Raw genomic sequence first — 12,244 nt, 5'->3', positions numbered from 1 at the left:
TTCGCGTCACTTGCCGTGCTGTGCCCGGGAACGCAGTTCCCGCCGGAGGATCTTCCCACTTGTCGTCTTCGGCAGCTCCGTCAGGATCTCGATCTGCCGCGGATATTTGTACGCGGCGAGCCGCTCCTTGCAGTACGCGGCCAGTTCGCCGGGGCCGGTGCCGCTGTCCGGACGCAGGCTGACGTACGCCTTGACGGTCTCCCCGCGGTAGCTGTCGGGGACCCCGACGACGGCCGCCTCGCGCACGGCGGGGTGCCCGTAGAGGACGTCCTCGACCTCGCGCGGCCACACCTTGAAACCGGACGCGTTGATCATGTCCTTCTTGCGGTCGACGACGTAGAGCCAGCCCGCCGGGTCCATGAACCCGATGTCGCCGGTGCGCAGTTCGCCGTCGGGGAAGGCCTCGGCGGTGGCGTCGGCGCGCTGCCAGTAGCCGGGCACCACCTGCGGGCCGCGCACGGCGATCTCACCCTGCTCGCCGAACGGGACCTCGCGGCCGAGGTCGTCCAGGATGCGTACGACCGTCTCGGGACCCGGGACGCCGACCGCGAGGGTGCCGGAAACGGGATCGACCGGAGCCTGCTGTCCCGGCGGCACGGAGGCGCAGGGCGCGGTGCACTCCGTGAGGCCGTAGCCGTTGTGCAGGTAGGGGCCGAAGGCGGCGCGGAACTTCTCCACCAGGGCGGGCGGCAGCGGCGCGCCGCCCGAGGAGATCATCACGAAGGAGGCGAAGTGCGCGCGGGTCGCCGCCGGGTGCGCGGCCAGCGCCATGAAGGCCGTGGACGGGCCGACCGTGTACGCGGGGCGGTGCTCGGCGAAGGCGTCGAGGACCACACCGGCCTCGAAGCGGTAGGCGAGCGCGAGCGTGCCCGCGTTGGCGACGCAGGCCGCGATCTGGGCGACCATGCCGGTGATGTGGAAGAGCGGCGCCATCGCGAAGTAGCAGGCGCCTTCGGGTATCCCGGAGCCGGTGCGCTGGCGCTCCGCGTTGTAGGTGATGTTGCCGTGGGTGTTCATGGCGCCCTTGGGGGCGCCGCTGGTGCCCGAGGTGTAGCTGATCAGCGCCACGTCGGAGGGGCCGAGCTCACGGTCGGCGGGGGCCTCGATCCCCTGGCGCGCGACCGCCACCAGGTCGTCGGCGTCGGCGGGCACCGGCAGGCGCTCGAAGTCCAGGACCCGGGTGTCGTCGCGGGTCTGCAGGTCGAGCTGGCAGGCGGTGAGGACGACGCGCACCGGCGAGTTCGCCGCCGTATCGCGCAGATACGTCTCCCAGGCGCGGTCCGCGCAGATCAGCGCGGTCACTCCGGCGTCCGCGAGGACGTGGCCGACCTCCGCGGACTTGTACATGGGGTTGACGGGGACGACCGTCGCGCCCGCCTTCCACGCGCCGAGGAGCGCGAGCACGAAGTGCGGGGTGTTCTGCAGGAGGATCGCGACGCGGTCGCCGCGGGCGACGCCGCGCGCGGCGAGGTGCCCGGCGACGGAGTCGCTGAGGGCGTCCGTCTCGCGGTAGCTGAGGCGGCCGTCGAAGTAGGCGAGGGCGGTGTGCTCGGGGGCCCGTGCGACGGCGGCGCGGAAGGCGTGGGGCATGGAGGCCGCGGGGTGCACGGGGCCGCGCTGGGCGTCGTTGAGCCGGGCGAGCCAGGGCTTGGCCGCGTACGGGGACGCGGCGGGGGAAGGGCCGGTCACCGCTGCGTCGCCTCCCACTTCTGCTGGAGGTGGTTCATGCCGGTCAGCCACTTGTCGGGGGTCGCGGCGCGGGCTTGGCAGTAGGCGGCGACCTCGGGGTGCGGCAGGATCAGGAAGCGGTCCTCCGCCATGCCCGCGAAGAGGGCGGCGGCGACGTCGTCGGGCTCGATCGCGGTGGGGGTGAGCACGAGGTCGCCCGCGCTGCCGGTGGCGGCGAGCATGTCGGTGCGGACGCCCTGCGGGCAGATCGCGTGCACCTTGAGGCCGCGATGGCGGTACGTGAGCGAGAGCCACTCGGCGAAGGCGTACGCGCCGTGCTTGGTGACGCTGTAGGGCGCGGCGCCGATCATGGTGAGCAGACCGGCCGCGGAGACGGTGGAGACGAAGCGGCCGCTGCCGCGCTCCAGCCAGTCGGGCAGCAGCGCGTGTGCCGCCCGTACGTGCGCCATCACGTTGACGTCCCAGGCCGCTGCCCAGACCGCCTCGGGCGCGGCCTCGCTGCCGCCGGAGCCGAGCCCCGCGTTGGCGCAGTACACGTCGACCGTGCCGCCGAGCGCGTCCCGGGCCTCGGGCACGATCACCGACGCGTCGCCCGGCACGGCGATGCCGCCCACCTCGTCGGCGACCGCCTCGGCCTTGGCGCCGTCCAGGTCGTTGACGACGACGCGCGCGCCCTCGGCGGCGAACCGGCGGGCGAGCGCGGCCCCGATCCCGCCTCCCGCACCGGTGACGACGACTCCCTTGTCCTGCAGGGTCTCCACGATGGTTCTCCTTCGGCCTGCGGCTCGGCTTCCCCGGCAGACTAACCAGTCGGTATGTCGTGGCGAAAGGGGGTCGGCGGGGCGGGGTTCCGCAGCTTGGGGGCCGCGCTACGACGCGGGGTACGACCCCTGGGCCGCGGACGGCTACGGGGCCCTGGGCGGGCGGCCGGGCGGCGGGGTCCGGGGGCGGCACGATGATCCGGTCCCCGCTGGTCCGCGCGGCGACGGGCAGCAGGCGCCGACGGGCGGCCGGGCGGTGGGCTCTGACGGGCCGCAGGCAGCGGCGAGCGCCCACGAGCGGCAAGGGGCAAGGGGCAAGCGGCAAGCGGCAAGCACCGGCGGGCAGTGAGCGGCGAGCGGCAGGCGGCCACCGGGGCGATCACCCATGGGCGACGGCAGACGGCAGGCGGCACGCAACAGACGGCAGGCGGCAGGTGGCACGCAGCAGACGGCAGACGGCACGACCCTGCCCCCGTCGGCGGCGCCCAACTCGCCGCTGATACCTACCTCACCTCTGGCCGCCGACCTCGCGACGGGCGACCCCCGCGTGCAGGATCCGCGCCAGTTCGCGCGGCTGGGAGAACATCGGCCAGTGCCCCGTGTCCATCTCGACGAGCCGCCAGCGCTCGCTCTTGAGCAGGTCGGCCACGTCCTCCATCGGCTCGTCCCCGTCGAGCAGGCACTTGATGTACGTCGCGGGCAGCTCGCCCAGCGGGCGTTCGAGGACGGCGGGGTCGGTGAGGGTGGCACCCGGATGCGGTGTCGCGCCGCTCGCGATCCGGGCGACCTGTTCGCTGTCGAGGCCCTGACCGTCGAATTCCGCGGCGTTCAGGGGCTCCCAGAAGCCGTCGCCCTCGGCGAGCTGCGCCTCGAACGCTGCCTCGCCCTGCCACCACAGGGAGGCGAACGACTCCCCGTCGACGGGGACGTTGGCGTCGACGAACACGACGTGGGACAGCCGGTCACCGATCCGCTCCGCGGCCTGGCCGACGGGGATGCCCGCGTAGCTGTGCCCGACGAGGACGACCTCCCGCAGACCGAGCCGCTCGACCTCGTCGACGACGTCCTGCACATGGGTCTGCGGTCCGGTCGCCACGTGCTGCTTGTCGGCGAGGCCGGAGAGGGTCAGGGGGTGGGCGCCGTGCCCGGCGGCCCGCAGCTCCGCGGCCACGTCCTCCCACGCCCACGAGCCGAGCCACGCGCCTGCCACCAGGATGAAGTCCGCCATGACATCGAACCTACACGCCGTGGCCCCGGTGGGGCAGACCCCACCGGGACTGCGGGTGCCTGCCGGATGGTGCCGCGTCCGCCCGCACGGGACCGTGATCTTCCACGCGGAATCCGCTAGGGATTCCGGCACGTTGGGGAGGCAGGCATGACAACACGGGTGACGCGGCGCGGGGTTCCGCTCCTGCTGGCGGCGGCGGCCGGGGCGGGGGCGCTGCTCGCCCCCCAGGCCGCGCGGGCCGCGCCGCGGCCCGCGGACCCGGTGGCGGCGATCGAGCGCGCGGCCCACCCGCTGCGGTCGACCGCCCCGGGCGGCGGCACCGAGGACCTGCGGCCGCTGGACGCGATGGTGGGCGGCGCCTCCGTGGTGGGCCTGGGCGAGGCGACGCACGGGTCGCACGAGTTCTTCACCATGAAGGAGCGGGTCTTCGCCCACCTCGTGGCGGAGAAGGGCTTCACGACCTTCGCCCAGGAGGTCAGCTGGACCACGGGGCTGCGCTTCGACGCCTATGTGCGCGGCGGCGGGGGCGACGCGCGCGAACTGGTCCACCGGGAGCTGGCGAAGACGCCGTGGGACACGGACGAGTACGTGCACCTGCTCCGCTGGATGCGCGCGTACAACGAGCGCCACCCCGAGCGCGAACTGCGCTTCATGGGCAACGACCTCAACTACCCACAGCAGGGCGTCGAGTTGTTCGACGGGGTGCGGAACCACCTGCGCGCGCACGAGCCGGATCTGCTGCGGCGGGTCGACCGGCTGTACGCCCCGCTGCGGCGCCTGACGGACGGCGACACCTACATGGGGCTGCCGCTCGCCGAGCGCAAGGCGTTGGCAAAGAAGGCGAGCGAGGCGTACGGACTACTGAGGGGGCGTCAGAAGGGGTCAGCGGCCCGGGCGTTCGAGCTCGCGCTGCAGCATGCCCGCTCCATCGCGCAGACCGCGGACATGTACGCCTTCCCGCTCGACACGGACGAGGGCAGGCGGGACGCCATGCTGTACCGCGACCGGATCATGGCGGAGAACACCGCGTGGTGGCAGCGGTACGCGGGCGGAAAGGTGTTCCTGTCGGCCCACAACGCCCATGTCGCGTACGAGACGTACGACCCGCGCTACCCGAAGATGCAGGGCGCCTTCCTCCGCGACCGGCTGGGCAAGCGATACACGAGCATCGGATTCACCTTCGACCAGGGGTCGTTCATGGCGCAGGGCACGGACGACGAGAGGTGGAAGTCCTTCTCGGTGGGCCCCGCCACCCGCGGCATGAACGAGTACACCATCGACAAGGTGCGCCACGACGACTACTTCGTGGACCTGCGGACCCTGCCCGCCACCACCAGGAAGTGGCTCGGCGAGGCCCGCGTGACCCGCAGCATCGGCTCGGGGTGGCCGGACGGACCGTACAAGATCCGCCTGGCGCCCTCGCACGACATCCTGATCCATCTGCACCGGGTCAGCGCGGCCCACCGGCAGCCCGCGGACTGACCGGTCTCAATGGACGAGACAGGCCGTCCCAGGTATTGACTGCCCCCTACATCCACCATGAGAGTGCCGCTCGTGCACAGCGAAGCGACAGCCACAGAGAAGCAGCAGGTCCACGCCGCGGACCCGGGAGCGGAGCCGGACGCGAGCCCCGAGAGCCTGCGCCGGGTCGCCGTGGCCTCCTTCATCGGGACGGCCATCGAGTTCTACGACTTCTACATCTACGGCACGGCGGCCGCCCTCGTCCTGAACGAGGCCTTCTTCCCGACCCTCGACCCGGTCAACGCCACCCTCGCGTCGTTCTCCACGTACGCGGTGGCGTTCGCGGCACGGCCCATCGGCTCGGTGATCTTCGGACACTTCGGCGACCGTGTCGGGCGCAAGTCCGTCCTGGTCGCCTCGCTGCTCCTGATGGGACTCTCGACCGCCCTCGTCGGCCTCCTGCCCGGCTACGGCACGTGGGGCGCCTGGGCCCCGCTGCTGCTCATCCTCCTGCGCTTCCTGCAGGGCATCGGGCTCGGCGGCGAGTGGGGCGGGGCGGCGCTGCTCGCGGTGGAGCACGCGCCGAAGAAGAAGCGAGGCCTCTACGCGGCCTTCCCCCAACTCGGCCCGTCCGTCGGGTTCTCCGCGGCCACCGGCGTCTTCTGGCTGCTCTCGGCCACGCTCTCCGACGACGCGTTCCGCTCGTGGGGCTGGCGCGTGCCGTTCCTGCTCTCCTTCCTCCTCGTCGCCGTCGGACTGTTCGTACGCCTCAGGATCAGCGAGACGCCGGTCTTCGCGAAGGTCATGGCGGCCCAGGAGGCGAGCAAGGTCCCGACGCTCGACGTACTCCGCCGCCACCCGCGCGAACTGCTGCTCGGCGCGGGCGGCATGGTCATCGCGTACGGCCTCTTCTACACCGCCACGACCTACTGCCTCGCATACGCCACCGGCACCCTGCACGTCCCCCGCAACACCATGCTCGGCCTCTCCCTGGTGGCGTGCCTCTTCCTCGCGGCCGGCACCTGGCTCGCCGCGACGCGCTCAGACGCCGCGGGCCGGCGCAGGCTGGTCCTCGTGGGGGCGGCGCTCGCGGTGGTGTGGGGGCTCGTCCTCTTCCCGCTCCTCGACACCGGGCAGCCCGTCCTCATCGCCCTCGCGCTCGGCGGCGCGCTGTTCTGCATGGGCGTCGTCTACGGTCCGATGGGCGCCTTCCTGCCCGAGCTGTTCGGCACGAACGTCCGCTACTCCGGCGCCTCGCTCGCCTACAACCTGGGCGGTGTGCTCGGCGGCGCGGTCTCGCCCCTTGTGGCGACCCGGCTGCAGTCGGCGTTCAGCTCCTCCTCGGTGGGCTGGTACGTGAGCGCGATGGCGGTCGTGTCGCTGCTCTGCGTCCTCGCGCTGCCGGAGACCCGGGAGCGCGAACTCCTCTGAACCGGCTCCGGCAGGTCGTGCGCGGGATCTGGCCAGGCGGCTCAGGCGGCAGGACCATACCGGCGTGGAGCCCTACTGGGAATTGACCTTCGACGCCGACGGCGACGTCGACACCGCGCAGCGCGCGCAGCTGCTGTCCGGCGCGGAAAGTGAACGCGTCACCGATCTGCTGGTCTTCGCACACGGCTGGAACAACCAGCAAAGGGACGCCAGAAAGCTGTTCCGGCGCTTCTTCACGCCCTGCCGGGATCTGTGCGGGCCAGGGGTGCGCCTCGGCTATGTCGGGGTGCTCTGGCCCGCCATCCGCTTCCCCGACGAACCGGTCCCCGACTTCGACCCCTCGGCCACGGCCCCCGTCCCCGCCACACCGCCCGGCCGCCCCGTGCTCGACCCGGCAACGCGGCAGGTGCTCGACCGCGCCTTCCCCGACCACGGCGCGACCCTGGACCGGATCGCCGAGCTGCTGGCGGAGCGCTCACGGGTGCCGTCCCGCATGTACGAGTTCGGGCGGCACGTGCGCGAGCTGGTCTCCCTGCGCGAGACGCACCCGGCCCGGCACTTCGGCCAGGACACCGGCGCGGGCGAGCCCGCCATGCTCACCGACGACGCGGTCCAGGTCTGCGAGGTGTTCGCCGCCGCGCGCGCGGACACCGGGGAGCCCGCGCTCCTCGGCGAGCTGCGCGAGCGGCTGTGGGACGGCGCCCACGAACTGCTGCGGCAGGGCTCGTACTACGCGATGAAGCGCCGGGCGGGCGCGGTCGGCCAGTTGGGCCTCGGCCCGGCGATCGGTCTGCTCGCGGCGGACGTGCCGAGCATCAGGGTGCACCTCATCGGGCACAGCTTCGGCGGCAGGCTCGTCGCGTACGCGCTGCGCGGGATGCCCGCGGACGTGCGCGCGGTGAAGTCGGTGACGCTGCTCGAAGGCGCCTTCTCGCACTACACGTTCGCCGAGCGGCTGCCGCACGACAAGTTCCGGGGCGGCGCGCTGCACGGCATGCAGGACCGCATCGACGGGCCGCTGGTCTCCTGTTACTCCCGCCACGACGACGCGCTGGGCAAGCTGTATCCGCTCGCCTCGAAGCTGGCCGGCGACTCCGCCGGCTTCCTGAACCTGTGGGAGCGCTGGGGCGCCATCGGCTACAACGGCATCCGCGCCGTCGACGGCACCCAGCGGATCGAACTGGGCCAGAAGGTGCCCACCAAGGGGTGCGTCAGCATCGACGCGGCCCCGGTGGTGCGGCGCGGCGGCCCGCCCTCCGGCGCACACAGCGACATCTGCCACGAGGAGCTGGCACGTGTCGTGTTCGCCGCAGGGCGGATCGCGCACGCCTGACCGGAGTACCGGCTACGGGCGGTGCCCCGGGAATTCGACGACCTGCTGGTAGGTCGGGCGGTTCTGCCACTGGATCGACTTGTGCGTGATGCCGCCGAGCGGACGGTGGACGACCGAGTCCGCGCACCACTGGTCGCCCGCCTTGCACGTGTCGTCACCGGGGTAGACCTCGGTGGCGGGCTCGGCGACGGCCCGGGCGAGCGTGCCGAGCAGGGTGTCGCGGCAGGCGTCGAGCTTGCCGCCGCCGCAGTAGGTCTCGGCGAGCGCGCCCTTCACGGGCTCCCCGAGGACCTTGCGCAGGTCCTTGTCGGCATAGCCCCACCAGCCGTACTGGAAGGCCGATCCCGCGTGCGCCCCGGTGGGGCCGTGGCCCGCGGACGGCGCCTCGTCGGTGGCCAGCTGGGCGGTCAGGGCCCCGTACAGGTCCTTGCCGAGGCCCGGCTCGAACTCGGCCTCGACGAGCTTCGGCCACCAGGCGTCCATGATGCGCACGGCGTCGGGGTGGGCGTACGTCTTGGAGCCCGCCGCCGTCTGGTTGCGCTGCGCGCCCGCCTTGCGCCAGGCCTCCAACTGCTGCACCGCCTTGGCCAGTTGCGGATCGGTGACCGGCGCGCTGCGCAGCACCTTCAGGAGCTCGGGCAGCACCTGCTCGCCGCGCAGGTCGGTGACGGCCGCCTCGGACATGGCCCGGGTGAGCGAGGCGCGGGTGACGCCGCCCTCCTCGGTGAGCTTCTCGACCCGCCCGTCGAGCAGGTCGCCGCGGTGCACGGCGCTCGCGCCGAAGCCCGCCGTGCTGAAGTCCTTGGCCTGCTTGTTGTTCCAGGAGATGTAGTAGTCCTGGTTGACGGACTGCGGGTGCTCGGCGGGCGGGGTCTGCGCCGAGGTGTTGTCCTGCGGATCGAAGTCCCGCCACTCGTACGCGGGCCCGGCCTTGACCGGCAGCGCGGGGTCGACGCCGTCCGCGTGCTCGGGGTTGGCGCCGCTGTTGTAGTACGCGATGTCGCGCGAGTCGGCGTAGAACCAGTTGAAGGCGTAGCTGATGTGCTGCGCCGCCTGCTGGAAGCTCTCTGCGTCCTTGACGTACGAAGGGTCGTTGAACATCTGGAAGCCGATGATGGAGTCGGCCTCGTGGCGGTAGGTGGAGCGCAGCGAGACGTACGCGACGGGTTCGCCGTCGACGGTCGCGCGGTGCGTGACGATGCCGTACTTCGTGCGGAAGACCTGCATGCGGTAGGAGCCGGCGGCCGTGGAGTCGGCGAGGGTGGGCTTCCAGGCGTTCTTGCGCTCCAGCTTCTCCATGGGCGTGCAGGTGCCCCGGTGGAGGTAGCCGGTCGACTGCTTCGTGGGCGTGCCGCCGCCGGGTTCGCACAGCTCGACGGCGTACGTGTCGGTGATGTCCTGTCCCGCGGACGTGGCCGACCACGCGTAGTCCTGGCCGCGCCCGAGCTGGACGTACATGCCGACGCCCGCGAAGGAGACGCCCCGCGCGCTGATGCCCGGGCCCTGGAGTTCCTGCTGCATGAGGAGCTGGGGCGCGAAGTAGCCGGTCTGCGGGCCGAAGACGGCGACGGGGTTGCCGCTCGCGGTGTGCTCGCCGGAGACGAGCAGGGCGTTCGACATGCCCTTCTTGTGGCCGTCGGCCCGGAACAGCGCCGAGGGCAGCACGCCGTTGTCGTACATGCCCTGCAGCGGCTTGAGCTTCTTCGGCGCCTTCACCGGGTCCTTGGCGCCGGTCTTCGCCCCGCCCTCGCGGTCGTGGACGAGCTGCTCGCGCTCGACCGACCCCGCGTCGGGCATCGCGGTGCCGCGCGCGTGCTCCGGCCTGCCCGCGTACGGGAAGCTCGTGCCGTCGTGGACGGTCTGCACGGCCTCGGGGTCGTTGCGGGCGCGGAAGGACTCCCAGACCTCCGTGCCCTTCTCGACGCCGTACTTCTCCTGGGACTTCAGCAGGGACAGGGCGGACTCGACCTCGCCACCGCCGCCGTTGCCGAAGAGCCCGCCGACCACGGAGGCGAGCGCGATCATGTCCGTGATCTTGAAGGGCTGGATATCTCCGGCGTTGGTGATCGCGTCGATCTTGCCGGTCAGGACGTACTCGCCGGGGAAGTAGCGGCCGTTCTTGGACTTCACCCGGTAGGCGTTGAGTCCGTCGACGTAGGCCTGCGCGTCCTCCATGGCCTGCTTGCCGCGCTCGCCCTGCGTCGACCTGATGTACTCGACCTGCTTCTCCAGGTCCTTCTCCGCGTACGGGGCCTGCGGCCAGAACTGCTGCTCCAGGCCCTGGTTGGCGAGCGCGCCGCCCGCGAACGAGGTCAGCTCGCCGCGCCCGATGTGCCGGAAGAGGTCGATGAGCCAGAGCCGGTCCTGGCCGGCGGCGAAGCCCGCGCCGAACTCGGTGCCGTAGCGCGTGGTGCCCTTGATGTGCGGCACGCCGTACTTCTTGTCCCTGGTGATCGTCACGTCGTCGCGCGGCCTGGTGACGGAGGCGGCCTGACCGTCCGGCACCCCGAAGGAAGCGTCGTTGAAGAACTCGGTGAGCCGGTCGTCGGTGAGCGAGGGATAGCCGGACGACAGGGCGTCGTACGGGCCCAACTGGTCGTCCGCGTGGGCGGGTTGGGTGCCCAGGAGCCGGTGGGCGAGGATCTCGGCGAGTGTCGCGCTGCCGTTCGCGCCGGGCGGCAGGATGTCCGCGCAGCGGCCCTCGCAGTAGTCGGTCTCCTCGGCGGAATCGGCGGACTCGGCGGACCGCTCCTTCGCCGCCGTCACGGGGGGCGCGGCCGCGGCTCCCGGCAGCGGCGCCAGGAGGGCGGCGCCGAGCGCGAGCGCCGCTCCCGCCGTGAGTGTTCTGAGCCTGACGTTGCGTCGTCGCATGGGTGCTCCTCCGGGTCATGCGGAAGGCCGATGCGCCGGAGGCTACTGGCGGGTTGGCGAACTAGAAAGATGAACATGCGTCGCCTTTTCCGAATCACCACAACGCGCCCCCCTTGTGTCTGCATCACACCAGCTCAACAGGGCAGGCGAAGAAGGGTGCGCGATAAGGGAGCCGAATCGCGTGTCGATACGTCTACTCGGCGACGCCGTTTCGACAGCGGCGGACCGTGGCGGATCCCGTCCCGGCCCGTCCCGACAGCGGCGCCGGCGAATACGGAACACGGGTACCAGTACGGAAGTACGTGTGACGGAGGTGCAGGGCGATGGCCGGATTCCGGAGTCTCGCGAGACAGGTGCGTGATCCGCAGAGCGATCTGGCGCTGCGGCGCTACTCGCTGCGCAAGTGCCTGGAGAGGTTCGCACCGTACGGACACCGGGCGACCTGGGACCATCTGTGCGCCCGGGCGGGGTTCGGCCCGGAGGACAGGTCGCCCGACCCGGCGCGGCTGGTGGCGGCGCTGAACGAACTGGAGGCGGCGAGGGCGGTCTGGCTCGCCTACGAGGCGGGCTTCGCCGAACGCCGCCGCAAGGAGAAGCACGACGGGCTCAGGCGCCCCGGGAGCATCGACGACTGGCACCGCTGCACCTGGGGCGGTTTCGGCATCGCCTGGTGCGACGACCCGGACGTCCATCCGCACGAGCCCCTCGCCGAAGTCCTGCGCCGGCTGATCGCGGCGCTGGAGAGGGAACCGGGGTCGGCCTGCCCGGTCTGTGCGGACACCTCCCTCGTCTTCAAGCACGGCCTGGCGCACGAGCCGTCGTCGGGACCGGTCTGCGCGGGCTGCGGGATCGTCGTGCCGGCCCCCCTCCTCACGCCGGACGCGGTGGCCCGGGCCCGGGCACGACGGGAGCGCCCCCTCGTGTCGGCGTGAGGCGCGGCCGGCTCAGGGCGTCTTCACGTCCGTGTGTATGGCCAGCTTGAACTGGGCGTGCATCAGCGGCGTGGCGAGCTTCACGTCTCCCACGCCGCGTGCCGAGACCTTCAGGCCCAGAGGCGTGTCCGGGTGCACGAACAGCTGCCAGAGGTAGGTGCGGTACTGCCCTCCCCTGCTCGGCGCCGAGTCGGCCGTCGCGGTCGAGTCGTACCCGGTCGTGAGGCCGAGCGGGTCCCGGACGTAGCGCGAGCGGTACTCGATCGACTTGGCCGAGGGCTCCCAGAAGACCATCGCGGAGAGCAGCCCCCAGCCGTCGTGGCTTGGCCATATCAGCCCCGAGCGGGCGTCCGGGAACTTCGAGGGGCGTCCGCCGCCCTTCGCGGGGTCGTGCATGTGCCACGGGTCATAGGACTCGTCCCCCGCGCCGTACGGAAAGCGCACCAGGTGGTAGCCGTCACTGTCGTACCTGATGGTCTGCCGTCCGTGCCGTGCGGCGTCCCACAGCAGTGAACAGATGACAACGGACATCGGCCTC

General features: G+C 72.1%; 9 protein-coding genes. 4 read left to right on the top strand and 5 right to left on the bottom strand.

All coding sequences use genetic code 11. The annotated features are described in order from the left end of the window. Positions 1 to 6: 6 nt before the first annotated feature. The 3 genes from ACFVYL_RS18485 to ACFVYL_RS18475 form a co-directional block, all read right to left on the bottom strand. Positions 7 to 1,689 carry a class I adenylate-forming enzyme family protein gene (locus tag ACFVYL_RS18485; RefSeq protein ID WP_389717134.1) on the bottom strand — a complete coding sequence of 561 codons (1,683 nt, stop codon included), beginning with the start codon at positions 1,687 to 1,689 and terminating at the stop codon, positions 7 to 9. Beyond that, positions 1,686 to 2,453 (bottom strand): SDR family NAD(P)-dependent oxidoreductase, encoded by a 768-nt coding sequence (locus tag ACFVYL_RS18480; protein WP_389717301.1) that lies wholly within the window; start codon positions 2,451 to 2,453, stop codon positions 1,686 to 1,688. The genes ACFVYL_RS18485 and ACFVYL_RS18480 overlap by 4 nt, the downstream gene beginning before the upstream one ends. Positions 2,454 to 2,958: 505 nt before the next feature. Then, positions 2,959 to 3,678 carry an alpha/beta fold hydrolase gene (locus ACFVYL_RS18475; RefSeq protein ID WP_389717132.1) on the bottom strand — a complete coding sequence of 240 codons (720 nt, stop codon included), beginning with the start codon at positions 3,676 to 3,678 and terminating at the stop codon, positions 2,959 to 2,961. 147 nt (positions 3,679 to 3,825) lie between these two features. On the opposite strand from ACFVYL_RS18475, the gene ACFVYL_RS18470 reads away from it, so the two are divergent. The 3 genes from ACFVYL_RS18470 (at position 3,826) to ACFVYL_RS18460 (ending at position 7,903) form a co-directional block, all read left to right on the top strand. After that, positions 3,826 to 5,160 carry an erythromycin esterase family protein gene (locus ACFVYL_RS18470; RefSeq protein WP_389717130.1) on the top strand — a complete coding sequence of 445 codons (1,335 nt, stop codon included), beginning with the start codon at positions 3,826 to 3,828 and terminating at the stop codon, positions 5,158 to 5,160. Positions 5,161 to 5,316: 156 nt separating this feature from the next. Continuing rightward, positions 5,317 to 6,570 carry an MFS transporter gene (locus ACFVYL_RS18465; RefSeq protein ID WP_389717300.1) on the top strand — a complete coding sequence of 418 codons (1,254 nt, stop codon included), beginning with the start codon at positions 5,317 to 5,319 and terminating at the stop codon, positions 6,568 to 6,570. A gap of 64 nt (positions 6,571 to 6,634) precedes the next feature. After that, positions 6,635 to 7,903: a serine-threonine protein kinase gene (locus tag ACFVYL_RS18460; protein ID WP_389717127.1), complete on the top strand. Its 1,269-nt coding sequence runs from the start codon at positions 6,635 to 6,637 to the stop codon at positions 7,901 to 7,903. A gap of 12 nt (positions 7,904 to 7,915) precedes the next feature. Here ACFVYL_RS18460 and ACFVYL_RS18455 read toward each other — a convergent pair whose 3' ends face one another. Further along, a complete protein-coding gene (locus tag ACFVYL_RS18455; RefSeq protein ID WP_389717124.1) occupies positions 7,916 to 10,774 on the bottom strand; it encodes a penicillin acylase family protein in 2,859 nt (952 codons plus the stop codon). Between the two features lie 323 nt (positions 10,775 to 11,097). Here ACFVYL_RS18455 and ACFVYL_RS18450 point away from each other — a divergent pair, with 323 nt between their 5' ends. Next, complete coding sequence (locus ACFVYL_RS18450) at positions 11,098 to 11,706, top strand: hypothetical protein (protein ID WP_389717121.1); 609 nt, start codon at positions 11,098 to 11,100, stop codon at positions 11,704 to 11,706. Positions 11,707 to 11,718: 12 nt separating this feature from the next. On the opposite strand, the gene ACFVYL_RS18445 is transcribed toward ACFVYL_RS18450, so the two are convergent. Next, positions 11,719 to 12,237 carry a hypothetical protein gene (locus ACFVYL_RS18445; RefSeq protein ID WP_389717118.1) on the bottom strand — a complete coding sequence of 173 codons (519 nt, stop codon included), beginning with the start codon at positions 12,235 to 12,237 and terminating at the stop codon, positions 11,719 to 11,721. Positions 12,238 to 12,244: the final 7 nt, after the last annotated feature.

Source organism: Streptomyces sp. NPDC058308, from assembly GCF_042880275.1.
Lineage (GTDB): Bacteria > Actinomycetota > Actinomycetes > Streptomycetales > Streptomycetaceae > Streptomyces.
This window is presented reverse-complemented; position numbering and strand designations above follow the sequence as displayed.